The 25,218-nt window shown below is 60.5% G+C and carries 23 protein-coding genes; 12 read left to right on the forward strand and 11 right to left on the reverse strand.

Annotation, left to right across the window (positions count from 1 at the left end; genetic code table 11):
- Window positions 1-49: 49 nt before the first annotated feature.
- The 3 genes from ACUZ9Q_RS11100 to ACUZ9Q_RS11110 are packed head-to-tail and all read left to right on the forward strand — an operon-like array spanning window position 50 to window position 2,874.
- Window positions 50-850 (forward strand): amino acid ABC transporter permease, encoded by an 801-nt coding sequence (locus ACUZ9Q_RS11100; protein ID WP_192113380.1) that lies wholly within the window; start codon window positions 50-52, stop codon window positions 848-850.
- Window positions 837-1,583 carry an amino acid ABC transporter ATP-binding protein gene (locus tag ACUZ9Q_RS11105; RefSeq protein ID WP_022659603.1) on the forward strand — a complete coding sequence of 249 codons (747 nt, stop codon included), beginning with the start codon at window positions 837-839 and terminating at the stop codon, window positions 1,581-1,583. Before ACUZ9Q_RS11100 ends, ACUZ9Q_RS11105 begins: the two co-directional genes overlap by 14 nt.
- 49 nt (window positions 1,584-1,632) lie before the next feature.
- Window positions 1,633-2,874 (forward strand): tRNA-specific 2-thiouridylase, encoded by a 1,242-nt coding sequence (locus tag ACUZ9Q_RS11110; protein ID WP_449247890.1) that lies wholly within the window; start codon window positions 1,633-1,635, stop codon window positions 2,872-2,874.
- Window positions 2,875-3,625: 751 nt separating this feature from the next.
- Here the strand turns inward: ACUZ9Q_RS11110 and gcvPB are convergent.
- The 5 genes from gcvPB to ACUZ9Q_RS11135 all read right to left on the reverse strand — a co-directional run bounded on the left by gcvPB (window position 3,626) and on the right by ACUZ9Q_RS11135 (window position 9,283).
- Window positions 3,626-5,074: an aminomethyl-transferring glycine dehydrogenase subunit GcvPB gene (gcvPB, locus tag ACUZ9Q_RS11115; RefSeq protein WP_227119465.1), complete on the reverse strand. Its 1,449-nt coding sequence runs from the start codon at window positions 5,072-5,074 to the stop codon at window positions 3,626-3,628.
- Entirely contained in the window at window positions 5,071-6,402 is a 1,332-nt protein-coding gene (gene gcvPA, locus ACUZ9Q_RS11120) for an aminomethyl-transferring glycine dehydrogenase subunit GcvPA (RefSeq protein ID WP_449247891.1), read from the reverse strand. Before gcvPA ends, gcvPB begins: the two co-directional genes overlap by 4 nt.
- Window positions 6,403-6,631: 229 nt before the next feature.
- On the reverse strand, window positions 6,632-7,018 hold the full coding sequence (gene gcvH, locus ACUZ9Q_RS11125; RefSeq protein ID WP_022659599.1) for a glycine cleavage system protein GcvH: 387 nt from the start codon (window positions 7,016-7,018) through the stop codon (window positions 6,632-6,634).
- A gap of 97 nt (window positions 7,019-7,115) precedes the next feature.
- Entirely contained in the window at window positions 7,116-8,198 is a 1,083-nt protein-coding gene (gene gcvT, locus ACUZ9Q_RS11130; protein ID WP_323389806.1) for a glycine cleavage system aminomethyltransferase GcvT, read from the reverse strand.
- 251 nt (window positions 8,199-8,449) lie between these two features.
- On the reverse strand, window positions 8,450-9,283 hold the full coding sequence (locus tag ACUZ9Q_RS11135; protein WP_215648054.1) for a TatD family hydrolase: 834 nt from the start codon (window positions 9,281-9,283) through the stop codon (window positions 8,450-8,452).
- 172 nt (window positions 9,284-9,455) lie between these two features.
- Between ACUZ9Q_RS11135 and ACUZ9Q_RS11140 the strand changes: the two genes are divergently transcribed.
- From ACUZ9Q_RS11140 to ACUZ9Q_RS11180, 9 genes are all read left to right on the forward strand, one after another.
- Window positions 9,456-10,412: a UDP-glucuronic acid decarboxylase family protein gene (locus ACUZ9Q_RS11140; protein ID WP_192113375.1), complete on the forward strand. Its 957-nt coding sequence runs from the start codon at window positions 9,456-9,458 to the stop codon at window positions 10,410-10,412.
- Window positions 10,413-10,426: 14 nt separating this feature from the next.
- The gene (locus ACUZ9Q_RS11145; protein ID WP_227119462.1) at window positions 10,427-12,487 is read left to right on the forward strand and encodes a proton-conducting transporter transmembrane domain-containing protein; all 2,061 of its coding nucleotides are present in this window, start codon (window positions 10,427-10,429) and stop codon (window positions 12,485-12,487) included.
- Window positions 12,484-13,431 carry a respiratory chain complex I subunit 1 family protein gene (locus ACUZ9Q_RS11150; RefSeq protein ID WP_192113373.1) on the forward strand — a complete coding sequence of 316 codons (948 nt, stop codon included), beginning with the start codon at window positions 12,484-12,486 and terminating at the stop codon, window positions 13,429-13,431. The genes ACUZ9Q_RS11145 and ACUZ9Q_RS11150 overlap by 4 nt, the downstream gene beginning before the upstream one ends.
- A complete protein-coding gene (locus ACUZ9Q_RS11155; protein ID WP_192113372.1) occupies window positions 13,428-14,051 on the forward strand; it encodes a hydrogenase-4 component E in 624 nt (207 codons plus the stop codon). Before ACUZ9Q_RS11150 ends, ACUZ9Q_RS11155 begins: the two co-directional genes overlap by 4 nt.
- A gap of 9 nt (window positions 14,052-14,060) precedes the next feature.
- Window positions 14,061-15,557, forward strand: a complete 1,497-nt coding sequence (locus tag ACUZ9Q_RS11160; protein ID WP_192113371.1) for a proton-conducting transporter transmembrane domain-containing protein — start codon at window positions 14,061-14,063, stop codon at window positions 15,555-15,557.
- A gap of 59 nt (window positions 15,558-15,616) precedes the next feature.
- Complete coding sequence (locus ACUZ9Q_RS11165; protein ID WP_449247892.1) at window positions 15,617-17,164, forward strand: hydrogenase large subunit; 1,548 nt, start codon at window positions 15,617-15,619, stop codon at window positions 17,162-17,164.
- Window positions 17,165-17,173: 9 nt separating this feature from the next.
- Entirely contained in the window at window positions 17,174-17,929 is a 756-nt protein-coding gene (locus ACUZ9Q_RS11170; RefSeq protein WP_449247893.1) for an NADH-quinone oxidoreductase subunit B family protein, read from the forward strand.
- A 215-nt stretch (window positions 17,930-18,144) separates the two neighbouring features.
- Window positions 18,145-19,056, forward strand: a complete 912-nt coding sequence (locus tag ACUZ9Q_RS11175; RefSeq protein WP_192113368.1) for a Tim44 domain-containing protein — start codon at window positions 18,145-18,147, stop codon at window positions 19,054-19,056.
- Between the two features lie 215 nt (window positions 19,057-19,271).
- On the forward strand, window positions 19,272-19,667 hold the full coding sequence (locus tag ACUZ9Q_RS11180; RefSeq protein WP_192113367.1) for a PaaI family thioesterase: 396 nt from the start codon (window positions 19,272-19,274) through the stop codon (window positions 19,665-19,667).
- 259 nt (window positions 19,668-19,926) lie between these two features.
- Here ACUZ9Q_RS11180 and ACUZ9Q_RS11185 read toward each other — a convergent pair whose 3' ends face one another.
- The 6 genes from ACUZ9Q_RS11185 to ACUZ9Q_RS11210 form a co-directional block, all read right to left on the reverse strand.
- Window positions 19,927-21,141 (reverse strand): hybrid sensor histidine kinase/response regulator, encoded by a 1,215-nt coding sequence (locus ACUZ9Q_RS11185; protein WP_192113366.1) that lies wholly within the window; start codon window positions 21,139-21,141, stop codon window positions 19,927-19,929.
- Window positions 21,142-21,364: 223 nt separating this feature from the next.
- Window positions 21,365-21,838 (reverse strand): response regulator, encoded by a 474-nt coding sequence (locus tag ACUZ9Q_RS11190; RefSeq protein WP_192113365.1) that lies wholly within the window; start codon window positions 21,836-21,838, stop codon window positions 21,365-21,367.
- A 39-nt stretch (window positions 21,839-21,877) separates the two neighbouring features.
- Window positions 21,878-22,543 (reverse strand): sensor histidine kinase, encoded by a 666-nt coding sequence (locus ACUZ9Q_RS11195; protein WP_192113364.1) that lies wholly within the window; start codon window positions 22,541-22,543, stop codon window positions 21,878-21,880.
- Complete coding sequence (locus ACUZ9Q_RS11200) at window positions 22,540-22,935, reverse strand: response regulator (RefSeq protein WP_192113363.1); 396 nt, start codon at window positions 22,933-22,935, stop codon at window positions 22,540-22,542. The genes ACUZ9Q_RS11195 and ACUZ9Q_RS11200 overlap by 4 nt, the downstream gene beginning before the upstream one ends.
- 1 nt (window position 22,936) lies before the next feature.
- A complete protein-coding gene (locus tag ACUZ9Q_RS11205; protein WP_215648109.1) occupies window positions 22,937-24,697 on the reverse strand; it encodes a sensor histidine kinase in 1,761 nt (586 codons plus the stop codon).
- Between the two features lie 92 nt (window positions 24,698-24,789).
- Entirely contained in the window at window positions 24,790-25,218 is a 429-nt protein-coding gene (locus ACUZ9Q_RS11210; RefSeq protein WP_449247894.1) for a DUF1634 domain-containing protein, read from the reverse strand.

Consider the following 25,218-nt stretch of genomic DNA (forward strand, 5'->3'; position numbering starts at 1 on the left):
CAGCCGTTGCCTGCCGCCAGCCTCAAACGCCTTGTCATGAAGGACTGCGATGCACGATAAAAAAGATGGAAGCAAAGGCAACATCATTATGGTCACGGATGGCGCGTCCATCCCCGACCCGCGTGAATGGCGCCTGATAAACGCATGGTCTATCGCCCTTGTGGGCGCGCTCGGCACCCTGTTCACGCTCTGCACGCTCTGGCCCGAGCCATACCTGCGCATTCTGCTTTACCTGCCGGACGGCATACTGATCACATTCAAGATCACCATGCTTTCCATCTGCTGTGCAGTGCCGCTTGGCTTGCTCACAGGTCTTGGTCGCATTTCAGACAACCGTCTCATAAATCTCATCGCTTCCACCTATGTGGAAGTGATACGCGGCATCCCCCTGCTGGTGCAGATTTTTTACATCTACTACGCCCTCTCGCGCTTTGTGCAGGTGAGCGGCGTCACCTCTGCGGTGGTTGCCATCAGTTTTTGCTACGGCGCCTACATGGGCGAAGTGTTCCGTGCGGGCATCACGGCCATCAACAAGGGCCAGACAGAAGCCGCGCGTTCACTGGGCTTCAACCGCTATCAGACCATGCGCCTTGTGGTGCTGCCCCAGGCCATGCGCACCATTCTGCCCCCCGTGGGCAACGAATGCATCGCCATGCTCAAGGATACCTCGCTTGTATCCATCATGGCAGTGCCGGACATCATGCAACGCGCGCGCAGCTTTGTGGGCACCACCTACCTGTATTTTGAGACCTACACCATGGTGGCAATCATTTATCTCATTATCACCCTTGTGCTCTCCAAGGCTGTGAGCATCATGGAATCCAGGCTGAACTACTATGACGGAAAATAGCGCCGCCCCCATTATCTCCATCAATCACGTCTGGAAGTACTTTGGTTCGCTGCCTGCCTTGCAGGATGTGAGCCTGGATATCGCACCCGGCGAACGTGTGGTTATTATCGGCCCTTCCGGCTCCGGCAAGTCTACCCTGTTGCGTTCCATCAACAGGCTGGAACAGATCGACCAGGGCAGCATCATTGTTCAGGGTCAGGATATCCAGAGCGATGAGAACAACATCAACGAGATGCGCCAGAATCTGGGCATGGTTTTTCAGCAGTTCAATCTTTTCCCGCACAAGACGGTACTGGAAAACCTCACTCTTGCCCCGCGCCACCTGCGCAAGCTCTCGCGCGAGGAGGCTGACGCCCGCGCCCTGGGTCTTCTCAAAAAGGTCGGCATCAGCGACAAGGCCAATGTGTACCCTGCCATGCTTTCGGGTGGGCAGCAGCAGCGTGTTGCCATTGCGCGCGCCCTGGCCATGCAGCCCTCCATCATGCTCTTTGACGAACCGACATCAGCTCTTGACCCCGAAATGGTGGGCGAAGTGCTGGACGTTATGGTGAAGCTGGCTGAAGAAGGCATGACAATGGTTTGCGTAACCCACGAAATGGGCTTTGCGCGCACGGTCGCCGACCGCCTCATCTTTATGGATCAGGGCCAGATTGTGGAAATGGGCAAGCCTGAAATGCTTTTCACTGCCCCCCGCCATCCGCGCCTGCGGCAGTTCCTGAATCAGATTCTGTAGTACGCTTTTGGGCAGGAGGGGCCTTTGCCCGCAAGGGTTCCCTCCTGTCATGCCTCCCCCTCCCTCTTTCCCGCCATCCCTTATGTGCTGCGTCAACAGCTACGCCCTCCACGGCGACAACAACAAGGGAGTGACCAAGCCCATGAACGCCCCTCATATACATAGCCCCACAGTGGCCGTTGCCGTGAGCGGCGGCGTGGACAGCCTGTGCGCAGTGGTTATGCTGCACAATGCGGGCTTTCGCGTTTTGGCCCTGCACGGTCTTTTTTTGCCGGACGGCCCAACCGTTGCCCCCGCAGGGCTGGCCGAAGCCTGCGCCACTCTTGGGGTTCCCCTGCATGTGGCCGACCTGCGCGAGGCCTTTCAGCGCGAAGTGCTGACCCCCTTTGCCGCTGCCTATGCGCAGGGGCGCACACCCAACCCCTGCGCATACTGCAACCGGGCCATAAAGTTTGGCGTGCTGCTCGATACCGCCCTGGCTCTCGGTGCGGACAAGCTTGCCACAGGACATTACGCCCGCCTTGTTCCCGGCCCGGATTCGCCAACAGAGGCTGGCGAGGATGAAAATCCCAAAGTCCTCCCTCTGCTTGCCGTCGCTGCGGATGCCGCCAAGGATCAGAGCTATTTTCTCAGCCTTGTGCCGCGTCAACGGTTGAGCCACGCCCTGTTTCCGCTTTACGGGCAGAGCAAGGAACAAACCCGCGCTATTGTGGCGGCAGCAGGGCTGGCAGTTCCCCTGCCGTCCGAGAGCCAGGACATCTGTTTTGCCCCGCCAGTAGCGCAGGCTGGCATGTCTGCCGCCGAGGCCTACCGTCCATTTCTGGAGCGGCACTGGCAGGCGGCGGGCACCATCGCACCGGGGCCGGGGCCAGTGCTATTGCAGGACGCTGCGGGCAACAGGCGCGAAATAGCCCGACACAAAGGGCTGTGGCGCTATACGGAGGGGCAGCGCAAGGGCCTTGGCATTGCCCATACTGAGCCGCTTTTTGTGCTGACCAAGAATAGCGCGACCAACAGCCTTGTTGTTGGGCCGCGTGCTTTGCTGGGCATACGCACCTGCGTGACAGGGCCAGCCAATATCGCATTGCCGCCGCATCTTTGGCCCGACAGGTTGCTTGTACGGCTGCGGCATCGGCAGCGCCCCTGCCCCACGAGCGTGCAGGTAGAGGATGCGTGTCTGCGCATTATGCTGGCTGAACCGCAGTTTCCCACGGCTCCCGGACAGGTGGCAGCGGTTTATGACGAAGAAGGCCGCGTGCTGGCTGCGGGAGTGGTTGAAGAGATGGCGTAGGAATATAAAACCGCACCCTAGGGATATAGGGGAGCCTGTCAGGCTGATTTACGCAAACCCGACTTTTCTGGCCTGACTGCGTCAAAATCCAGTTTTTAATGCTCACGTACACAAGTACGCTGCGCTTAAAAACTGGATTGTTCCTTGTCAGGCCGCAAAAACCGTATTTTGCAAATTCGCCCAACACTAACCATCGCCTCCGCTACGCTCCGGCGAGTCTAAGGAAGGCGACTTCACGACCAGCTCCTGATGCTGAGCCGAGTTCCAGTTACGCGCAACTGTTAAATTTCAACGCTAACTGCGAGTGCTGGTTGAAACGGAGCCCGACTCAGAGATAAAGCGGGCTATGGCATTTACGCGGCGCGGAGGGAGATCACCTGAACGAGTGCAGCGAGTGAAGGAAGCTCCCGCAGCTATGGCCGCGTTGCCCTCGCATTTTTGTGGAAGCTGATAACCTCAGGGGGTGCTCCGGGGGGAGTGCAGAGGGGGCCGAGGAGGGGCGCAGCCCCTAACAGGCCCCCTTTGCCCCACGCCGGGAAGGCGAAAACGCGCGCCGCGCAGGCGTCCCAAACTCCGCCTGAGGGCGGAATATCGTACCCAAAGGGCATTCAAATAAAAAAAATCGCCCCCACCCAACGAAAAAACAGGCCTCAGCGTCAGCCAAGGCCCGTTATAAAAGTTTTTGCGGGGATGGGGGGGTGGGGAAGGGGCGCTTTTTACAAAAAGCGCCCCTTCCCCCAACTTTATTCCACTACCCCATATCTTCCGTCAGCACCATCTGACGCGCGGCGGCGGTTTCATCCAGACGGCGCACGGGCAGGTTGGTGGGCAGCTCCTGAAGAGACTGGGGATCAGCCTTGCCCGTGCGGATGATCTCCTTCAGGGCTTCGACGTAACCGTCCAGGGTTTCCTTGCTTTCCGTTTCCGTGGGTTCGGCCATGAGGCACTCGTGCACGATGAGCGGGAAGTAGATGGTGGGCGCATGAATGCCACGTTGCAGCAAGGCCTTGGCGATATCCAGAGCGCGCAGGCCCTGCGGTGCGGAGGCCACGAATTCGTGCGCGCAGAAACGATCCTTGAAGGGAATCTCCAGCACGTCCTCAAGCTTTTTCTTGAGGTAGTTGGCGTTGAGCACTGCGTATTCAGAGGCGCGGGTGAGTCCTTCGCCGCCGAGGCGCAGCATGTAGGCCAGGGCTTTGATAACCACGCCAAAGCTGCCGTAGAAGGGGCCGATGGGGCCGATGGTCTGCGGCAGGTTGTAATCGAGGAAGAAGCGCCCGTCAGGGTGCTTTGCCACGCGCGGGGCGGGCATAAAGGGCAGAAGCTTGTCGCTCACGCCCACGGGGCCAGCGCCGGGGCCGCCGCCGCCGTGCGGGGTGGCCAGGGTTTTGTGCACGTTGAGGTGCACCACGTCAAAGCCCACGTCGCCCATGCGCATCTTGCCCATGATGGCGTTCATGTTTGCGCCGTCGTAGTACAGCAGGGCATCGACCTTGCGCAGTTCGGCGACGATGCGGGGCAAGTGCACTTCCATAAGGCCGAGGGTGTTGGGGCAGGTCATCATGAGGCCCGCCACATCTTCGCCGTGTTCGGCAATGGCAGCCACAATGGCTTCGGGATCCACCATGCCGTCGCGCGATTCGATGTTGATGGTGTCAAATCCGGCAAGGGCGGCGGAGGCAGGGTTGGTGCCGTGGGCCGCATCGGGGATAAGCATCTTTTTGCGGTTGCGTCCCTTGGCCTTGTGGTAGGCGGCAATGAGCTTGACGCCGGTGAATTCGCCGTTGGCCCCGGCCATGGGCTGGAAGGTAAAGGCCTTCATGCCCGTGAGTTCGCAGAGCAGGTTTTCGGCTTCATACAGGCATTGCAGCGCGCCCTGGGCGCAGTCGGCGCCGCCCTCAAGCTGGGCCATCATGGGGTGCAGATGGGTAAAGCCGGGCAGTGCTGCCACGTATTCCATGAACTTGGGATTGTACTTCATGGTGCAGGAGCCAAGGGGGTAAAAATTGGCATCCACGCTGTAGTTGAGCTGCGAAAGCTGGGTGAAGTGGCGCACCACGTCCAGTTCCGAGCATTCGGGCAGACGGGGAGCTTTTTTGCGCAGCAGGTCTGCGGGCAACATGGCCTCAGCCTTGGGGGCAGAGCTGTTCAGGCAGTAGGCGGTGCGCCCGGAAACGGATTTGGCGAAAATGGTTTTCACAGCAGACCTCCCATGATTTCGGCCAGCTTGTCTATCTGGGTGCGGCTGTTGGCCTCGGTGCACGAGAGCAGCAGCACGTTTTCCATGCCGGGATAATGATGGCCCAGCGGATAACCGGGCACAACACCCTTCTGCGTCATGGCCTTGACCACTTCGGCGGCGGGCATGGGCAGGCGCAGTGCCACTTCCGAACCGTAGGGGGCGCTGTTGAGCAGTTCCACGCCCTTGAGGCCGGTAAGGCGTTCAACGGCGTAGCGGGCAAGCGCCATGTTGTTTTCGGCCACGCGGGTGAGGCCCTGCGGGCCAAGCAGGCTCATGTGGATGAGCGAGCGCAGGGCGCAGAGAGCCTGATTGGAGCAAATGTTGGATGTGGCCTTGGCGCGGCGGATGTGCTGCTCGCGGGCTTGCAGGGTCAGCACGTAGCCGGTTTTGCCGTCCACATCGGTGGTGCGGCCCACAATGCGGCCTGGGAACTGGCGGATGTGCTCCTTGCGGCAGGCCATGAGCCCGAGGTAGGGGCCGCCGAACGAGAGGTTCATGCCAAGGCTCTGGCCTTCGGCCACGGCCACGTCAGCCCCCATTTCGCCAGGGGTTTTGAGCACGGACTGCATGACCGGATACACGGAGATGACGCCAAAGGCCTTGTTGGAACGGGCCTTGGCAAACAGGGCCGTGTAGTCCGCCACTGCGCCGAAGAAGTTGGGATTCTGCACAATAACGGCAGCGCATGTAGCATCGGTGGCAGCCATAAGGGCGTCCATATCGCTGCAACCATTCTGCTGGGGTACGATCCTGATTTCCAGATCAAGGCTCGAAACATAGGCCTCCAGCATGGAGCGCCAGATGGGGTTGACGGCTTCGTCCACCACCAGCACGCGGCGGCGCGTGGAGCGCACAGCCATCATGGCGGCTTCAAAAATGGCGGTGCCGCCGTCATACACGGAGGCATTGCCGCAATCCATTTCCATCAGGCGGCTGACGGCGGTCTGGAACTCAAAAATGGCCTGCAGGGTGCCCTGCGAGCATTCTGCCTGATAGGGCGTGTAGGCGGTGTAAAATTCGCTGCGGCCAGAAAGCGCGTCCACAGCCTTGGGGATGTCGTGGTTATAAAAGCCTGCGCCGAGAAAGGACACATGACCGGGGCAGTTTTTGGCTGCCAGCTCTTCAAAGTGTCCGCAGACTGCGGCTTCGCTCTGTCCCTTGGGCAGATCAAAGCTCTGGGGACGCATGCTGGACGGGATGTCGGAAAAAAGCTCATCCAGACTGCGCACGCCAACTACGGAGAGCATTTCATGCAACTCTTCCGGCGTATGGGGAATGTATGGCATACTAGCTCCTTGCCGCCGGACACGTTGTACCGCTTGTGCGACGGCAGCCGCTGTGAAAGGGACTCCGGCTGGAACCCGCCGTTGTACAGCGCGGCTCCAGCCGGTGCGAAAGAAAAAATTTCAGGCTGTTACACACTCGGTGCAAAAGTTTGCCAGCGCGCAGGCAGCCCAAAATCATACAAGGGTAACGTGGTTAAACTGCGCTACCCACGTCAAACGGCATGCCTGTCTAGTGTTTCTCGGTGGCGCAATGAGCTTCGTAAGCCGCCGCGTCCAGCAGACCGCCGGGCTTGTGGGCCAGCTTGACGCGCACAATCCAGCCCTCGCCAAAGGGGTCGCTGTTGCAAAGCTCGGGGGTGTTTTCCAGAGCTTCGTTCACGGCTATCACTTCGCCCGAAACGGGAGAAATCAGGTCGCTGGCGGCCTTGACCGATTCCACAGAGCCGAATTCCTTGTCTTCAGAAAGCTGGTCGCCCACAGGGGGCAGTTCCACGTAGGTGATATCGCCAAGGGATTCCTGAGCAAAGCTGGTGATGCCGATAACGGCCTCGTCCCCTTCAATGCGGGTCCATTCGTGGCTGGTGCTGTACAGAATATCGGCGGGATTGGTAGCCATGTGCAAACTCCTGAAAAATAGGGTTCAATCGTTATAAAAGTTACGCTGCTCTGAGTGAGGTGCCGTGGGATGCGGCCCTCACAGATCAACGACCGTATCAGGCCAGTTTTTTACGCGCGGTGCCTTCGGTGTAGAACGGCGCTTCAACCCGCGCGGCGGGCAGCTCCGTTCTGGCGGCACGAACCACAAAATTTTCGGCCCCGGCATGCGCGGCCTTGACCCAGGCAAAAGCGATCACATAGCCCAGCGAGGGCGCAAACGAACCGCTGGTCACGTGGCCCACTTCCGTGCCGTCAGCAAGGGCAACCACATCGCCGTGACGGGCGGCGCGGCGGCCATCAATGCGCAGGGGCACCAGCACTTCGGCAATGTTCTGCGCGCCTTCGCGGCCCACATAGTCGGCGGTGCTGGTCATCATGCGGCCCATACCGGCTTCGGCGGGGCTGTGATTCTCGTCCAGATCGTGCCCGTACAGGGGCAGGCCAGCCTCAAGGCGCAGGGTATCGCGCGCGCCAAGGCCTATAGGCTTGACGCGTTCGTCAGCCAGCAGGGCGTTCCAGAAAGCTTCGGCTTCAGAGGCGGCGATGTACAGCTCGTAGCCCAGCTCGCCGGTGTAGCCGGTGCGGCTCACCAACAGGGGCGAACCCTGCCAGGTGGTTTCACGAAAGCCAAAGTACCCGAGGTCATGAAAATTCTGGGCCAGCAGCTTTTCGAGCACGTCCAGAGATTCCGGCCCCTGGAGGTCGATCTTGCCGGTTTCTGCGGAAATGTCGGTCATCTTGACGCTTTGGGGCAGGCGGGCGCGCAGCACGGCAAAGTCGTTGGCGGCGCAGGCGGCGTTGACCACGGCCATGAAGGAATCAGGGCCGAAACGGTAGATGATGCCATCGTCCAGCACGCCGCCCTTTTCGTTGAGCAAAAAGCCGTAGCGGCACTTGCCGGGGGCAAGGGTCTGGAGATTGTGGCTCACGGCCTTGCTCAGGGCTTCGTCCGCGCCGGGGCCTTCAATAAGGAACTCGCCCATGTGGCAGATGTCAAAAAGACCTGCATGCTGGCGGGTGTGCTGATGCTCGACAATAATACCCTCATACTGGATGGGCATAAGCCACCCGGCAAAGGGGGCCATTTTTGCGCCATGCGCCTCGTGCCAGGCAGTGAGGGGGGTACGCAGATCCGACATGGAATCTCCTTGAAGTTGGGCAAACAGCTTGCGCTGACGCTATAGAGGACGCGCCAAGGCTGCCCTGCCGCTGCAATGCGCTGCGGCAGGCCGGACCAAGCGCGGACAACCACCGAAAATATTTATCAAAAACATTACCAAGCCACCGTTTCGAGCGGCTTTGGACATGGTATCACTTCTGCCATGTGGACACAAGAACAGACCCGTGCAAGGCCAGCCGCGCGGGCGGGGCTGGCGGGGTCAGCACAGCATCATTCCTGCACTGAAAGGCCGAAAAACCGGCGGGCATTGTCGCCGCAGGTACGCCAGAGATCTTCAGGGTTTTCTCCCCGCGCTTCGGCCATGGCCCGCACGGTAAACACCGTATAGGAAGGCTCGTTGCGCTTACCGCGCCACGGCAGGGGCGCAAGATAGGGGGCGTCGGTTTCCAGCAACAGACGGTCGGCGGGAATAAGAGCCACGGCCTCGCGCAGGGCCTCATTGGCCTTGTACGTGACCGGGCCGGGAATGGATATGTGCCAGCCGTTGCTCAAGATGCGCCGCGCTGTTTCCGGCCCCTGACCAAAGCAGTGCCACAGGAGGGGATACCCGGCAAAGCCCTCGGCCTCCAGCGTCATGAGTGTTTCTTCCTCTGCATCGCGGCAGTGAATGACCACCGGACGTTCCACGGCGCGCGCCAGAGCAAGCTGATCGCGCAGGGCCTGATACTGGATTTCCCTCGGGCAATCCGGCCAGTAAAAATCCAGACCGATTTCGCCCACGGCCTTGAGCCGGGAATCTTCGGCAAAGGCGGCGCGCATGGCGGCAAGGCGCTCCTGCGTACACTTCTGCCCATCGCAGGGGTGTACGCCCATAAGAAAAAACACCTCGGGGTGAGCATCAAAATAAGCCCGGCGGGCATGATACTCTTCCGGCCCCAAAAAAACGTTGCCCACCTGGGCAATACCTGCCGCGTGGGCGCGTTCAAGCACGGCATCGCGATCCGCATCAAATTCCTGACCATCAAGGTGCGCGTGGCTGTCCACCCCGGCAAGGGGCAGGGCCAGAGTCAGGGGATCAATGCGGACGGCTGATTTTTTCGACATGGCTTACCTCGCGGCCGATACATAGCAACGGGCGCAGGCGAAAGGCAAGGGGCAAGTCACGGGCAGCAGACACCCCCACACCCAACCGCCATTGCAAAGCCCGGACAATGGGGCTATGCTTTGGGGGATTTGCCAGTTTTTACTGGTTTCCTATACTTTTTTCGGGGGAATCATGCATCTCCGCAAACGCATTCTTGTCACCGGCGGTTCCGGCTTTTTGGGTTCGCAACTGTGCGAACGCCTGCTCAACGAAGGGCACGAAGTGCTCTGCGTGGACAATTTCTTTTCCAGCGCCCGCGCCAACGTGGAAGCGCTCATGGATAACCGCAGGTTTGAGCTTATCCGCCACGACGTGACATTTCCCCTCTATGTAGAGGTGGATGAAATTTACAATCTGGCCTGCCCGGCCTCGCCCATCCATTATCAGCACGACCCGGTGCAGACCATCAAGACCTGCGTACACGGCGCCATCAATATGCTGGGTCTGGCCAAGAGGCTTGGCGCGCGCATTTATCAGGCATCCACCAGCGAAGTGTACGGCGACCCCGAGATACATCCGCAGCAGGAAAGCTATTGGGGCCATGTGAACCCCAACGGCATCCGCTCCTGCTACGATGAAGGCAAGCGCTGCGCCGAAGCCCTGTTCTTTGCCTACTGGCGGCAAGGCAACCTGCCCATCAAGGTGGGACGCATCTTCAATACCTACGGGCCCAAGATGCACCCCAACGATGGGCGCGTGGTCTCCAACTTCATCATTCAGGCGCTCAAGGGCGAAGCCATCACCATTTACGGCGATGGCTCCCAGACCCGCTCCTTCTGCTATGTGGACGACCTTGTGGAGTGCATGATCCGCTTCATGGCCTCGCCCGATGATTTTGTGGGCCCCATGAACATGGGCAACCCCGGCGAGTTCACCATCCGCGAACTGGCCGAAAAGGTCGTGGAAATGACCGGCAGCAAATCCGTGATTTCTTACGAACCCCTGCCCTGCGATGACCCCAAGCAACGCAAGCCCGACATTACCCTGGCCCGCGAAAAGCTTGGCTGGGAACCCAAAGTAGCTCTTGAAGAAGGCCTGATAAAAACCATCGCCTACTTTGAAAAGCAGCTGAAAGACGGCCTGGCGTAGGTATTCCGGCAGTCATGTTCCTTTTTATCACGGCCATCGGCATATTGGCGGCAACAGCCGCCCTGTGCGCACTGCTGGCCGTGCGCCCGCCCTCAAAGGCAACCGGACGCGCGGCCAATGCGGCTGGCGTTATCGGGGCCTTTGCGGGCTGTTTTGTCGGCTTGTGCGCTCTTGCTTCCGGCCCATGGGCCGGGCAGGAGAGCCTGCGCCTGCCTCTGGCCTTGCCCGTGGGTTCCTGCGCCCTGGGCATGGATGCCCTGAGCCGCCTGTTTTTGCTGCCAGTGTTTGGTCTGGGTTTTGTCTGCGCCGCCTCGGGCGGCATTGCCCTGCGGCATGAAGAACCGGAACGCCACAATCTTGCGGCGCACTGGTTCTTTTTTCATATGCTGCTGATCGGCCTTGCCCTGGTAATGACCGCGCGCGATGCCGTGCTGTTCATGCTGGCGTGGGAAATCATGTCGCTGGCGCCCTTCTTTCTTATTGATTTCAATGACGGCGACAGCAAGGTGCGCGACGCTTCATGGGTCTACCTTGTGGCTGCCCACCTGGGCGCTGTGGCCCTCATGGCCTTCTTTACCCTCCTGTGGCAGGTCACGGGCGACACTTCGCTTGACGCCCTGCAAGGCGGGGCTGTGCTTGCGCGGGTGCTTGAACAGGCGCAAGCCTATTCCGGCCCCGGCCTGCTCACGGCTCTGTTTGTGCTGGCTCTGGTCGGTTTTGGAGCCAAGGCGGGCCTTGCCCCCCTGCACGTATGGCTGCCCGAGGCGCACCCTGCCGCGCCAAGCCATGTTTCGGCCCTGCTCTCCGGGGCCATGATCAATGCAGGATTTTACGGCATGATCCGTAGCGTGGGCATGCTGGCCCCTGCGGGCGCGGCACCCGAATGGTGGGGCTGGACATTGCTTCTGCTGGGTCTTGCCACCGGCCTCATGGGAATTTTAAAAGCCACGGCCCAAAGCAACCTCAAAAGGCTGCTCGCCTATTCCAGCGTGGAAAACATGGGCCTGATGGTCATGGGGCTGGGTGCAGGGCTCATTGGCCAGAGCTGCGGCAATGCGTGGATTGCTGTACTGGGATTTTCCGGCGCGCTGCTGCACATGCTCAACCACTCTGCATTCAAGGGGCTGCTGTTCCTGTGCGCAGGCGAAGTGCTGCACGCCACAGGAACCGTGCGCATGCAGCATCTGGGCGGGCTGCAAAAACGTTTGCCCCTCCTTGGCGCGGCCTTTGCCATAGGTGCGGCGGCCATTGCCTGCCTGCCGCCTTTTAACGGATTTGCGGGCGAGCTAGTGCTGGGCCTTTCCCTGCTGGACGGCCCCGCGCTTTTTGGCGTGGAGCGTCAGGTGGGCTTGCTGCTTGCTCTGGCGGGCCTCGCCTGCATCAGCGGCCTTGCGGCAGCCCTGTACGCCAAGGCCTACGGCATCGCCTTTCTGGGCGAGCCGCGTTCCGGCTTTGCCGCCAGCGTGCATCCGCTTTCCTGGCGCACGCTCTGGCCCCTTGCCCTGCCCGCCGCTGTGTGTCTGGCGGGTGGTCTGGCTGCCCCCTGTTTTTTTGATCTGGCAGCAGGGGCGGCGCAAAGCGCCCTGCCCTTACCTCCGGCATTTCAACAGGCTGGTCTGGCTGGCTTGGCTCAGGCGCATACAAGCCTTGCAGCCGTGGCAAAAATCGGCGGAGCCGGGCTTGGACTGGCCCTGTTTATCCTTTTTGTCCGCCGCTGCCTGCTTAAAAAACGCGCTGTAGAATCCATGCCCACATGGGGCTGCGGCTTTCAGGGCGGATCTGCCCGCATCCAGTATACGGACGCGGCTTTCTCCGAGCCCACGGCAAAAATTTTTGCTCCGGTCATGGGCCTCAAGACCCGCCTGCAACTGGATGAAGGGCTGTTCCCCAAGGGCGGACAACTGAGCGTCACCGCGCCCGACCGCCTGCGCAGCGGCCTGTTTACACCGCTGTTTACGGCGGTGGAAAACCTGTGCAACGCCTGCAAGGTTATCCAGCACGGCAAAATCCACCTGTATATTTTGTACATTCTCGCCACACTGGTGGCTCTGCTTGTGTGGGGGCTGCACTCATGAAAGCCGGGCTTGCAGTCTATTTTACACAGTTTGCCCTGTCCCTGATTCTGGCCCCCCTGCTGCCCGGCATCATCAACCGGGTCAAGGCCAAATTTGCCGGACGCCACGGCAAGCCCGTGCTGCAAACCTACTATGATATCGCCAAGCTGCTGCGCAAGGGCGAGGTGATCAGCCGCACATCCACATGGATATTTGCAGCCGCCCCCTCCATATCCCTGGCAGGCGCAATCTGCGCGCTGGCCCTGCTGCCCCTCGGCGGCGCGGTTTCGCCACTGGCCTTTGCGGGCGACTTTGTGCTGGCAGCCTATCTGCTGGGCATGGGGCGCTTTGCCGTCATGCTTGGCGCGCTGGACACAGGCTCGGCATTTGAAGGCATGGGCGCAAGCCGCGAGGCCACATTCTCCGCCCTCGCGGAACCCGTATTTTTTCTTGCGCTCATGGTGCTCACGAGTCTGTGCCTCGGCCTTGGGCACGGCACGGAAACGGCCTTCAGCCTCTCCACCATGTTTGGCGGGCAAACCGCCGGGGCATGGCTGACAGGCAAGGGCGAGCTGCTGCTCCTGCCCGTGATCTTTTTTGTGCTGCTGCTGGTGGAAAACTGCCGCATCCCGGTGGACGACCCCAACACGCACCTTGAACTGACCATGATCCACGAGGTCATGGTGCTAGACCATTCCGGCCCCAATCTGGCCCTGATACTCTACGGCGCTGCTCTCAAACTATGGTTTTTCGCCGCGCTGATAGCAGGCCTGATCACTCCTGCGCTGCCCCTGTGGGAGCAATTGGGCGTGCGCCTTGGCATTGTGCTGCTGCTGGCCGTGGTTGTGGGCGTTGTGGAATCCATCATGGCCCGCCTGCGCATGGAGCGCGTACCCTACCTGCTGGGCGCAGCAGCGGGCATGGGCATGCTCACGCTTATTCTGACCCAGGCGAGGTTGCCATGACCACGCTTTTGCAATCCTGTCTTTTCCTTCTGGTATTGAGCAATTATCTGCTGCTCGGAACGCGCCGCGTTGCGGGCATGACGCGCCTGACAGCCTTTCAGGGGCTGCTGCTGGCGGCCCTGCTGCTGAGCCTTGACCACGCACTGCTGGCCGGGGCCGTATTGCTGATCAAGGGCGCGTTGCTGCCCGGTCTTTTGTGGCGCACCCAAAAACGGCTGCCCGCCGACGCCCTGATCTGCCCCGCCCGCCGCGTGGGTTTTGGCGTGCTTGCAGGCATGGCCGGGCTGGTATTTTCCATCTGGCTGGACGGCAAGCTGGTCATGCCGCTGGGGCTTTACCCGCCCTTGCTGTTGCCTACAGGGCTGGCAACATTATTCTGCGGATTTATCCTCATTGTGGGGCGCATCAAGGCCATCACCCAGGTCATCGGCTATCTGGTGGCGGAAAACGGCATCTTTCTGCTGGGTGTGCCGCTCATGACAGGCGGCACGGTGTGGTTTGAACTGGCCCTCCTGCTGGACGTTTTCGTGGCTGTCTTTGTTATGGGCATAGCCATCAACCATATCAGCGATTCCTTCGCCTCCATTGATGTGGCACGGTTCCGCAGCCTCAGGGATTAGGACGAGAGCATGCTGACAGCACTTCTTTTCATACCCCTGTGCGCAGGCTGCATCATGCTGCTCTGGGGCCGCGCCGTCATCTGCCGCCTTGGCCTGCCGCTCACGGCACTGGCGCACACAGCCCTTGCCGCTTCAATTGCCGTCAAGGTCGCGCGCGGAGAAGCCCCCTCTGAACTTGGCGGCCTGCTGGCCCCGGACGCTCTGGGCGTGCTGTTTCTGATGCTGGCGAGTCTGCTGTTTCTTGCCGCGTCGTTCTATGCCGTGCATTACCTGCGGGAAGAAGAACGCATCGGCGAGCACACCAATATTCTGGATCACGGACGCTTCACCAATGCGCCGGAGCGCCGCTTCACAGCCTGCCTGTGCTTTTTTCTCGGGGCCATGACGCTTGTGACCATCACGCCGCATATGGGCGCGCAGTGGGTGGGCATTGAGGCGACCACGCTTTCAAGCGCCCAGCTCATTTATTTTCACCGTCACAAGAGTTCGCTGGAAGCCACCTGGAAGTACCTGATCATATGCTCCGTGGGCATTGCCCTGGCTCTTCTGGGCAACATATTGCTTTCCGTGTCGTTCCACGGTGCGGAAGGCGCCACTGGCGCAGCAGACGGCATGGATCAGGTGGGCTGGTTTGTGCGCAACGCGGCCCTTGCCGAACCCACGTGGCTCAAGGCGGCCTTTGTTTTTCTGCTGGTGGGCTACGGCACCAAGATGGGCCTCGCCCCACTGCACAACTGGCTGCCCGATGCGCACAGTCAGGCGCCTTCGCTGGTTTCGGCCCTGCTTTCGGGCGCGCTGCTCAACTGCGCCATGCTGGGCATGCTGCGCGGGCACCAGATCATGCTGGCTGCGGGGCTTGGGGGGCTTTCGGGCGGCATGCTCATGTTTTTTGGTATTCTTTCGCTCATGACAGCCGCCATCTTTATTGTGGGGCAAGGCCACTACAAGCGCATGCTGGCCTATTCCAGCGTTGAGCACATGGGCATTCTGGCTCTGGGCATAGGCGTGGGCGGCGTGGCAGTGCCCGGCGCAATGCTGCATGCGGTCTGCCATTCGCTCACCAAGTGCATGCTCTTTCTGCTTTCTGGCAATATTCTTGCCCGCTACCACACCTATTCCAGCTATGATGTGCACGGCATGCGCTGGACCATGCCCGCTACGGCGGCGCTGTGGACAGCCGGGTTTCTGGCTGTGGCCGGATCGCCGCCCTTTGGGCTTTTTGTCAGCGAACTGCTCATATTCAAGGGCATGCTGGCGGCTGACCTGCCCTGGCTTTCCGCCGGATATCTGGTGCTGCTGGCCATAATATTTGTGGGGCTTTCCGTGTCGGTTCTGCGCATGGTGCAGGGCAACCGCCCCGTGGATCTGCCGCCCGCAAACTCCGAGCCAGTGTTGAGCGTCCTGCCGCCTCTGGTGCTGGGGCTGACCGTGCTGACTCTGGGTCTGTGGATTCCCGACTGGCTGTGGAATTTTCTTAACCGCGCCGCTGCGCTCATAGGCGCGTAAGCGCCAAAGGCTGATGCCAAAACCCGCCGGGTTTTGCGCTGCCAACGGTGAGAGGGCCGATGCTATTCGATTACCGCGATACCGTGCCGCTGTCGGGCATGCCCCCTGTTTCTGTTGAAGAACTGGGAGCTTTTGTGCGCCGCTACATTGCCGATGGCTGGCGTCTGCTGGCCCTGTTCGGCCTGCCGGAATCTTCGGACGAAAACGCTCCTGCTGGATTGTGCTGCGTCCTGGCTCAGGACAGTTCGCACTATCTGGCCGCCATGCGCACCGCCCCCTTGCAGTCCTATGCTTCCATGACGCCCGTTACGCCTCAGACACATCTGTTTGAACGCGAAATATTTGAACAATGGGGCATCCGACCTGAGGGGCATCCCTGGCTCAAGCCTGTGCGCCGCATCCCGGACGCCGCCGAAGCCAATGCCAGAACGCAGGCCGAAGGCGGCTCGCTTGCCGCAGCGCCTGGCCAGGCTGCCCAGCCCTATCCCTTCTACAGGGTTGAAGGCGAAGAAATCCACGAAGTTGCCGTTGGCCCCGTACATGCAGGGGTTATTGAGCCGGGGCATTTCCGCTTTCAGTGCCACGGTGAAAACGTGCTGAACCTTGAGATTGCTCTGGGTTATCAGCACCGAGGGCTTGAACGCATGCTTGTGCGCGGCCCCCTTGCCCGTTGCCTGCCCCTGCTGGAATGCGCCGCAGGCGATACAACCATAGGCCATGCCACGGCCCATTGCGTACTGGTTGAACGCATGGCGGGGTGCGTGGTCGGCCCGCGCGCGCACCGTCTGCGGCGGGTGGGCCTTGAACTTGAGCGCCTTGCCAACCACACGGGCGACCTTGGGGCCATTGCCGGGGATACGGGCTTTCTGCCCACCGCCTCGTGGAATGGCCGCATACGCGGTGATTTTCTCAACACCACGGCCTGCCTGTGCGGCAACCGGTTTGGCCGGGGGCTGCTGCGCCCCGGCGGCACGGCCTACGATCTTGACGCGGACGGCTGCGCAGACATGCTTGCGCGCATCAAGACGGCAGGACGAGACGTGCGCGGCGCTGTGGACGTGATGCTGCATACCGAGAGCGTGCTTGAGCGCCTCACGGGTACGGGCTACGTCAGCAGGGAAAGCGCCCAGAATCTCGGCCTGGTGGGCATGGCCGCACGGGCCTGCGGGCTCAAGGTTGACGCGCGTTTCCACTTTCCCCTTGCCGATCTGCCCACCAGGGACTGCGCACCACGCGTTGAAACCACGGGCGACGTTCTGGCCCGCACCCTCGTGCGCAGCAAGGAGATTGACGATTCCCTGCGCCTGCTCGAGGCAGATATTTCCACACTCGCCAGCCTGCCGCCCCTTGCGGAACAGCCAGACGCCGAGGCCCTTGCGTCCCTTCCGCCCGATACCCTCGCCGTATCACAGGTTGAGGGCTGGCGCGGCGAAATCTGCCACGTGGCTGTTACCGGGCCTGACGGCAGATTTTTGACCTACAAGGCCATCGATCCTTCGTTCCACAACTGGCCCGGCCTTGCCATGGCCCTGCGCGGCAACCAGATTTCCGACTTCCCGCTCTGCAACAAGAGTTTCAACCTCTCGTACTGCGGACACGATCTGTGAGGCTTTGACATGCTGCGTATTATCAAGGAACGCCTGCACCAGAAATACCGCACGCTGGATTACCCCAATCGCCAGCCTGCGCTCTCTCCCCAGTATCTGGGCAGGCCAGAACTTGCGCAGGTTTCCTGCGGATCGTGCCGCGCCTGCTACGCGGCCTGCCCTGCTGGAGCCCTGCTGCCGACCGCTGGCGCGGAAGACGGCACCCCCACGCTGGACATGGGGCGCTGCACCTTTTGCGGCGCATGCCGTGCCGCCTGCCCCAAGGGTGCCTTTACCTTTACCGGGCAGCACCGCATGGCGTCCTTTACCCGCGAAGGCCTGCTCGTGGTTCCCGGTCAGCCTTTTGCAGAGCAGCCCACGCCGTCCCGGTTTTCCCTGTTCCGCCGCTCGCTCAAGCTGCGGCAGGTCAGCGCCGCAGGCTGCAATGCCTGCGAGGCCGACAGCAACGTGCTCACCACTCTGGTGTTTGACCTTGGCCGCTTTGGCATTGATTTTGTGGCCTCGCCCCGCCATGCTGACGGTATTGCCGTAACCGGCCCGGTTTCAGAAAACATGCGGCTGGCCCTGCTTGATACCTTCAAGGCGACTCCGCAGCCACACATTGTTATTGCCGTGGGGGCCTGCGCTATTTCCGGGGGGCTGTTCCGCGAGAGCGAGCAGTGCAACCGTGGCGTGAGCGAACTGCTGCCCGTGGATCTGTACATTCCCGGCTGCCCGCCCAATCCGTGGACAATTCTTGACGGTCTGACCTCGTTGCAAAAATAACGCCCCCAACCTGCCGAATTTGCTGATTTCAAACCCGCCACGATACTTTTCCGACCACGCCGCAGGGAGCAAAAAACTGCTCCCCTTGCCGCGTTTTCCCCAGACTTGCCTTAATCTGCATAATGATTATAGTAGATAAGGCTTGTACAGAAAGTACTACCCGGTCATATCGCCACTCAAGGAGATGACCAACACCGCCCTTATGGGAGATGTTCATGCAAATAAAAGCTTTTTTGACGATTCTTGTTCTGCTTTGCTGTTCGCTCATGTTCACCCTGTCTGATGACGCACTTGCAGCTCGTCTTGGCGGCGGTGGTTCTTTTGGCAGCAAACCCTTTATGAGCACGCCTGCGCCCCGTCCGCAGACCACTTTCCAGAATAAGCCCAGCGCCGCTCAGCCTCAGGCACAGGCGGCCCCTGCCGCGCGTCCCGGCGGTATGTTTGGCGGCATGGGCGGCCTCATGGGCGGCCTGCTTGCCGGTACGCTCATCGGTTCGCTCTTGGGCGGTCATGGTTTTGCTGGCGGCGGCTTTATGGACATTCTGCTCATCGGCCTGATGATTTTCCTTGGCCTCAAGCTTTTTGCCGCCTTTCGCGGCTCGAGGCCCGCGCAAGCTTCCGCAGGCGCGCAAGGCGCACAGGGCACGCAGCCCGAAGCGGGCATGATGCGTAACGACAGCGCGAGCAATGGATGGGATGCCCTGCGTGGTCAGGGCGGCGCTGGCGAGGCTGAAACCCCCGGCCCGCAGATTCCCATGCCTCCCGGTTTTGATGCCGACGAATTTCTGCGCGGGGCCAAGATGGCTTACACCCGTTTGCAGACGGCCTGGGACAAACGCGACATGAACGATATCTCGCAGTTTACCACCGAGGCCGTGCAGAAATCGGTACGTGAACAGATGGAAGCCGACCCCAAGCCGAGCACCACAGAAATTCTGCTGGTCAATGCCCAGTTGCTGGGTGTTGCCGATGAAGGTCAGGAACAGTACGCTCAGGTGTTCTTTGACGTGCTCCTGCGTGAAAGCCCTGACCAGCAGACCCCGTCCTCTGCGCGCGAAGTGTGGCACTTTATGCGCCCCGTGACAGGCGGCAACTGGAAGCTGGACGGCATCCAACAGGTAGAATAGACAAGATATTATGCATTTGCACTGATGCAACGCGGGCTGAAAGCCAAGGCCTTCAGCCCGTTTTCTTTCGCAAGAGCAAAACAGCCTTGAGAATGCGTATTCTCAAGGTTTTTTAAACGCCAACTCTGGCGCGGTGGTGCGGCAACAAGGCATACGCCTTGAGGCAAAGCCAACTCACGCAAGCGCCAGAGCAAGGGATACGTGTGGAGATGGAAATGAAAAACTACGTGGAAAAGCACGACAAGCTGGTGCGCTATCTGGATATGACCATCGAAAGCGCCACGCCGGAATATGCCAAGGTAACCATGCCTATCACCGAAAACCACAAAAACGGCATGGGCATGGCCCACGGCGGGGCCATCTTTGCCCTGGCCGATGTGGCCTTTGGCTCTGCCGCTAATGCGGGCAAGGATTACGGCGTGGTAAGCCTGAATACCACCATTGAATACCTGCGCCCCGGCAAGGTTTCCCCCCTCACGGCGGAGGCCTTTGTGGTGCGCAACGGCAAGCATATCCTGAATTATGACGTAAAAATTTACGACGGTTCAGGCGACCTTATTGCCAAGTGCGTTGCCGCCGGTTTTCAGACAGACGTGCTGCTGCCGGATTAATTCATTTCTTAATCACGCAGAGTCCCCGCCCCACTATCCTGACCGGGCAAGAGCAAAGCGCACAACGACATTAACACAAAGCCCCTGCCGGAGGAAAACCCTGCGGCAGGGGCTTTGTGTTAGTTTGCAACAAAAGAATTGCCCCTTGCCGAACCCTTGGCAAGGGGCTTCCACCGTAAACGCTTGGGGCGCATGGAGGTGATGCAGGGCGCAAACGTCAGATACAGAACCTTGCGCACAATATGAAAAATTCAATGCGTTATGCTTTGGCCTTGGGAGTTGGGTGTTCTCCCAAAGATTCCGCCAGAGGCAGGCTGAGGCAAAATTCCGCCCCGCCATCAGCCGCGTTGGCTGCTGTCAGCTCTCCGCCCCGGGCGTGCGCCAGAGAACGGGCCACCGCAAGCCCCAGGCCCACGTAGCGGCCAAGCGTCTTGCCGCCGGATGCATGCGCGGCAACAGGGCTTTGCAGGGCGCGCGTGCTGAAAAAAGGTTCAAATATGTGCGGCATGATGTCGGGCGCGATACCTGGGCCGTTGTCGCGCACCACAAGGTCATACCAGTCCTGCCCCTGCGCATCGCGTCTGGTGCTGGCGGTCAGGGTGATCAGACCGCCGGGGCGCTCTGCCGCTCCTGATGCGGATTCAGTATCACTGAGCGCATCCAGCGCGTTTTCCAGCAGGTGCAGGCATATCTGCTGCAATTCCGGGGCAGACCCCAAGGGGCGGGGCGCGCCTTCTCCCTGCGGCACTCGTACATCGCAGCGCACATGGGCGCTTTCCATGCGTTCGTGCAGCAGGCGCAGCACCTGGGCCACATCCGCAGCCGCATCAAGCGCGCCCACGCGGGGGTCGAGCCCGTGCCCGACCATGAGCAGCTTGCGCGTAATCTCGCGCACCCTCAGGCTCTGCGTCCTGATGGTGTCCACAGCCTCGCGGACTTCGCCGATATCCGGCAAAGCTTCGGCTTCCGGCTCTTCCAGACAGTCGCGGATCAGGCCAGCGGCCTGCACCATGATATTCAGCGGATTGTTGACCTCATGGGCCACGCCTTCCGCTACCCGGCCAAGGCTGCGCCAGCGGGCTGCCTCGGCCAGACGGGCTGCTTCCTGCCGTGCGCCTGCGCGCTCCGCCGCCTTGCGGCATTCCGCAAGGATGCCGTCCATGCCCACGGGCTTTGAAAGCCAGTTCAGCGCGCCGCGCCGCATGGCCTGCACGGCCTTGCCCATGTCTCCAGCGCCGGAAAGCATCACAACATCTGTCTGCGGGTAGTGCTCGCGCAGAATTTTCAGCAGATCCACGCCGTCCATACCCGGCAGCCCCACATCAAGAAATATGAGGTCCCGGGGGCCGCGCGCCAGTTCGGCCAAGGCTGCATCGGCATCCTGCGCGGTTGCGGTTTCGTAGCCGCGCAATGCCAGACGTTCGGCCAAAGGCTCAGAAAAGGCAGGTTCGTCATCCACAACAAGCACACGCATGGCGAACTCCTATGGCGAACCGCTGCCGCCCGGGCAGTTTCAAAAAAACGCCCATGGGCAATTAACGCATGGATCAGCCGCCTTGCGGCGGGCAAGACCAGCCATCGCCTGTTTTATGACAGGGAGTTGGGACAAACCCTGCAAGAGCGTTTCGTGCAGAAACCCCCTTGTCGCAGGCCGGATGCGCTCCATCCGGCCCTCCCGGCCAAAGCTGCACCAGCGCCTATTTACCGTGCTCTTCCAGCACGTCCTTTTCGTTCATGACATCGCGGGCGGAATCAAAGTCCCCGCCTTCGGCCAGAGAAACAGCCACCATGGCGTTCTCAAGCTTGTCGCGGTAGGCCATGCGAATGCTGTTGAGCAATTCGTCAATGTCCATGGGCTTTCTGAGGAAGTTGTACGCGCCCATGCGATAGGCGGTCTGTTCTTCAGCATCGCCGCCGTGGCCCGTAAGAATGATGACCTGAACCTGCGGATTGCTCTTTTTGACGTTGCGCAGCACTTCAAAGCCGTCCATGCCGGGCATGCGCAGGTCAAGCACGATAACGTCGGTGGGCTGCTCCACAGCCTTGAGGGCCTCGGGGCCGTCATAGGCCACCCGCGCTTCAAAGCCGCGCATGGCAAGGCGCTCAGACAGCGTGTCCACAAACTGCTTTTCGTCGTCCACCAGCAGGATTTTGATGTCTTCCTTGGTCATGGAATACTCCTTGAAGGCCCGGCAACATGCCGGCGCCGGTTATTCGCCTTCGCTATCGCAGGCCGAAATGGAAAGGAAAAATCTTGGCCCGGCGTCTCGCCAGGGCATAAGCACGGCGCGCCAACCGGGGCGCATGCCGTCCAGCATGGGGCTGCCCGTCATGGCCGCCAGGGCCATCTCGCGGTTGGCCCCTTCCAGTGCCTCTACAATAATGCCTTCTTCCTTCTGCCGCCGTCCGGCGGTGAGGCGCAGGTTCACCTGCCCGCCCACCGAGGCGCAGAGGTCAAACACTTCAAGCAGAGACCGCAGCACAGCCAAAGGCGGCACATTGGCCCACACGGGTTCTTCAGTTTCGCCGCTGGTCAGCTGTATCTGCGCCGCGCGCGCCTGACGCGCCGCCAGCAGGCAGAAACTGCGGCTTACCCGCGCAAGATCGCAGGGGCCAGCGCTGCCGGGTTCCATGCCACCAGCCTGAGCCATAAAGTCCATGGCTTCGGAAAGGGCCGCACCCTGAATAATGGAACGCTGCACTTCACTCAATGCCGATGAAAGCCGCTCTGCCCCCGGCGCGGCAACAGTCTTGCCGCCAGCCAGCGTTGCCAGATCCTGCGCCAGCCCGGCAGATTCACGAATCACGGCCAGCACGTTGCGCATGTCGTGAACGGCGGAAGCCAGCAGGCGGGCCATGCACTGACTCTCATTCATGACTTGCCTCCGTTGGCTGAGCATTCCTTGCCTTCGCGCACGGCAGCTTGCAGCGTCTCCAGAAAAACATTGAAACTCAGCGGCTTGGTGAGGCAGGCAAAGGCCTGCGCCACAGGATTTGTGCCGTTGTCGTCCACGGCCTCGTGCCCTGTGAGCAGGATAACCGGCAAATCAGGGTACAGAACCTTGAGGCGGCGCAGCACTTCATCACCCGACAAGCCGGGCATGAAGAGATCAAGCACCACAACATCGGGTTTTTCCGGCGTGGCGGCCTGGAGGGCGCTGATGCCGTCATAAACCACATAGGGCGCAAATCCGCGAAGCGAAAGACGCTCTGCCAGGGTATCGACAAATTCCTTTTCATCGTCAGCCAGAAGGATGCGTAATGACATTCTACACCTCCACCGCGACATCTGGCGGAGTAAGCGGCAGGGTGATGCTTATGGTGCTGCCCCGCCCTTCTTCGCTTTGCACGTGAATTTCGCCGCCAAGCTTGCGCACGATGCCGTAGGTGATGAACATGCCGAGCCCGGTTCCCTTGTCTTTTTTGGTGGAGTAAAACGGCTCAAAAATATGCCGGAGCACTTCGGGCGACATACCCTTGCCGTTGTCCTGCACACTCACCAGCATCTGCCCGTTCTGGCTTTGACAGCGTATTTTAACAAAACGCTCTTCGCCCTGCGGAGTCTGCGTGCTCCCCTCGCCGCCGGCCAGCGCGTCCAGCGCATTGCCCACGATATTGAGGAACACCTGCTGCAACTGGCCTCTGTCGGACACGATTTCCGGCAGGTTAGGCGGCAGTTCCGCTTCAAGTTTGACGCCCCGGTTTTTGGCTTCGCGCTCAAGAAAACCAAGGGTTTCTGAAATAACTTCTTCTATGTGCAAGGCCTGGCGGTTGGCTTCCATGCGGCGGGCAAAGCCCAACAGCCTGTGGGTAATGCCGCGCGCGCGTTCCACTGTGCTTTCAATGCCTTCCAGCAGAGCGCAGAGCCTTTCCTTGTCCTTGCCGTCGCCGCACACCTTGCCCATGCTCAAAAGATCCTGGGCAAGCCCCGCCTTTTCGTAAATGACGGCCAGCGGATTATTGACCTCGTGGGCCACGCCCGCAGCCAGCCGCCCGATGGACGAAAGCTTCTGGTTGTGCTCCATCTGGGCAAAAACAGCGACCCGGCGTTCATCGCTGGCCTGCAACCGGTTTATAAGCTGCTGCATGAGCAGATTAGAAACCATAAAGATCAGGGCAATGCCGCCGCACAAGACCAGCAGCAATTCCGTGCGCAGGGCCAGCCAGGGGCGGATGGCGTCTTCCGTGGGCTTGACGGCCAGCAGCATGAAATCCGTGCCTGCCAGCGTGCACGAGGCCACCATGAGCTGCCTGCCCTTGGGGTCGGTAATACGGCGCACCACTGTTTCGTGCGAGGCCGGGGGCAAATCCATGGGCAGTTTTTCCAGCGCCTTGCCGAAAAGATTGGAATCCGTTTGCAGCACGCCTTCCGTGTCCACAAGAAACACGTCAGTATCATGCTCCGGCCCAACGGTGGACACAACCTGCTGGATGCGCAGGGTATCTGTGGCCACGCGCAGCGTCCACGAAACGCCGTTTTCTTCAAGCCTGTGCACTGCCACAACAAGGTGCGGATACCCGCGATACCCCAGAATTGCGTTGCTGAGGTAGCGCCCCTTTATCTCGGTGTCGCGCAGCCATGGCTTGCCCGCGTAATCCACGCCCTTGAGCTTGTACGGCCCCACATAGCCAACCTGCTGGCCGTCCGCGTCCACCAGGCCCATATCCACAAAGCCCTGATACTCACTCTTGAGGGCCAGAAACACGCGGTTGAGAGTCCGCTCGTCCAGCAAATCCTTGAAGGTATACGCGTGGGCCAGAAAACTCACCGTGGAAACACGCTCGCCAAGGTACAGTTCCAGCGCCGCCTGCGATTTGCGGGCCAGGGCGTATACCGGGCTTTCCAGTTCGCGCTCAAGGGTACGCATGTACTGCACATGGCTGATGGCCGAAAGCAGCAGCAGCGGCGTAACCGAAACGGCCACCATGAGCACTGTCATCAGCCGCCGCAGCGAGCGGTACCGGGCCGGAGACACCGCCTCCGGAACTTCCAGCAGATGCGCGAAGTAGTTTTTTATCGTGGCAAACATGTGCCCTCCAAGGTCTGCGCCGCCGTCAAGCCCGCTGGTGCGGTTCAGCTCCACGGCGGCACGTTCCCCGGCCCCGTAAGGCAAAACCCCGACTAGTGGCCGCCAGCCACCAGAACGCCCGAAGCCGCAAGGCTGAGCACCAACACTTCAAGCACGGCAATAATCGTCATAATCCACTGCTTCTGGCGCACAAGACTGATCGCAAGCTGCACAAAGCAGATGATGGTGAGCGCCGCAAGAAAAGCGATACCAATGAAATTGCATATATCGCCCTTACCCACAAGGGCAAGCCAGCCCCAACCTTGAGGAATATTGCCCGCAGCACGGTAAGCGGCTGCGTTCTGCGTCCACAGGTGCGGCATCTGGTCCAGAGGGATCTGCGGCGTCAGTATACCCAAAATATAGAGCGCGTAGGTAACTAGCATTGCCACAAAGCCCAGCAGCGCGCCGTAGAACAGGGTGTCTGCATAGCGCAGTTGCGCGGGGGAGGCCTTTATGTCGTTTTTCAAATCAGTGGTCAT

The organism is Desulfovibrio desulfopostgatei (assembly GCF_053570645.1).

What these genes read in the sequence shown, in the direction of transcription:
- ACUZ9Q_RS11100 (WP_192113380.1), top strand. Translation starts at nt 50, where the DNA reads ATGCACGATAAAAAAGATGGAAGCAAAGGCAACATCATTATGGTCACG.
- ACUZ9Q_RS11105 (WP_022659603.1), top strand. Translation starts at nt 837, where the DNA reads ATGACGGAAAATAGCGCCGCCCCCATTATCTCCATCAATCACGTCTGG.
- ACUZ9Q_RS11110 (WP_449247890.1), top strand. Translation starts at nt 1,633, where the DNA reads ATGCCTCCCCCTCCCTCTTTCCCGCCATCCCTTATGTGCTGCGTCAAC.
- gcvPA (WP_449247891.1), bottom strand. Translation starts at nt 6,402, where the DNA reads ATGCCATACATTCCCCATACGCCGGAAGAGTTGCATGAAATGCTCTCC.
- gcvH (WP_022659599.1), bottom strand. Translation starts at nt 7,018, where the DNA reads ATGGCTACCAATCCCGCCGATATTCTGTACAGCACCAGCCACGAATGG.
- gcvT (WP_323389806.1), bottom strand. Translation starts at nt 8,198, where the DNA reads ATGTCGGATCTGCGTACCCCCCTCACTGCCTGGCACGAGGCGCATGGC.
- ACUZ9Q_RS11135 (WP_215648054.1), bottom strand. Translation starts at nt 9,283, where the DNA reads ATGTCGAAAAAATCAGCCGTCCGCATTGATCCCCTGACTCTGGCCCTG.
- ACUZ9Q_RS11140 (WP_192113375.1), top strand. Translation starts at nt 9,456, where the DNA reads ATGCATCTCCGCAAACGCATTCTTGTCACCGGCGGTTCCGGCTTTTTG.
- ACUZ9Q_RS11145 (WP_227119462.1), top strand. Translation starts at nt 10,427, where the DNA reads ATGTTCCTTTTTATCACGGCCATCGGCATATTGGCGGCAACAGCCGCC.
- ACUZ9Q_RS11150 (WP_192113373.1), top strand. Translation starts at nt 12,484, where the DNA reads ATGAAAGCCGGGCTTGCAGTCTATTTTACACAGTTTGCCCTGTCCCTG.
- ACUZ9Q_RS11155 (WP_192113372.1), top strand. Translation starts at nt 13,428, where the DNA reads ATGACCACGCTTTTGCAATCCTGTCTTTTCCTTCTGGTATTGAGCAAT.
- ACUZ9Q_RS11160 (WP_192113371.1), top strand. Translation starts at nt 14,061, where the DNA reads ATGCTGACAGCACTTCTTTTCATACCCCTGTGCGCAGGCTGCATCATG.
- ACUZ9Q_RS11165 (WP_449247892.1), top strand. Translation starts at nt 15,617, where the DNA reads ATGCTATTCGATTACCGCGATACCGTGCCGCTGTCGGGCATGCCCCCT.
- ACUZ9Q_RS11170 (WP_449247893.1), top strand. Translation starts at nt 17,174, where the DNA reads ATGCTGCGTATTATCAAGGAACGCCTGCACCAGAAATACCGCACGCTG.
- ACUZ9Q_RS11175 (WP_192113368.1), top strand. Translation starts at nt 18,145, where the DNA reads ATGCAAATAAAAGCTTTTTTGACGATTCTTGTTCTGCTTTGCTGTTCG.
- ACUZ9Q_RS11180 (WP_192113367.1), top strand. Translation starts at nt 19,272, where the DNA reads ATGAAAAACTACGTGGAAAAGCACGACAAGCTGGTGCGCTATCTGGAT.
- ACUZ9Q_RS11185 (WP_192113366.1), bottom strand. Translation starts at nt 21,141, where the DNA reads ATGCGTGTGCTTGTTGTGGATGACGAACCTGCCTTTTCTGAGCCTTTG.
- ACUZ9Q_RS11190 (WP_192113365.1), bottom strand. Translation starts at nt 21,838, where the DNA reads ATGACCAAGGAAGACATCAAAATCCTGCTGGTGGACGACGAAAAGCAG.
- ACUZ9Q_RS11195 (WP_192113364.1), bottom strand. Translation starts at nt 22,543, where the DNA reads ATGAATGAGAGTCAGTGCATGGCCCGCCTGCTGGCTTCCGCCGTTCAC.
- ACUZ9Q_RS11200 (WP_192113363.1), bottom strand. Translation starts at nt 22,935, where the DNA reads ATGTCATTACGCATCCTTCTGGCTGACGATGAAAAGGAATTTGTCGAT.
- ACUZ9Q_RS11205 (WP_215648109.1), bottom strand. Translation starts at nt 24,697, where the DNA reads ATGTTTGCCACGATAAAAAACTACTTCGCGCATCTGCTGGAAGTTCCG.
- ACUZ9Q_RS11210 (WP_449247894.1), bottom strand. Translation starts at nt 25,218, where the DNA reads ATGACCACTGATTTGAAAAACGACATAAAGGCCTCCCCCGCGCAACTG.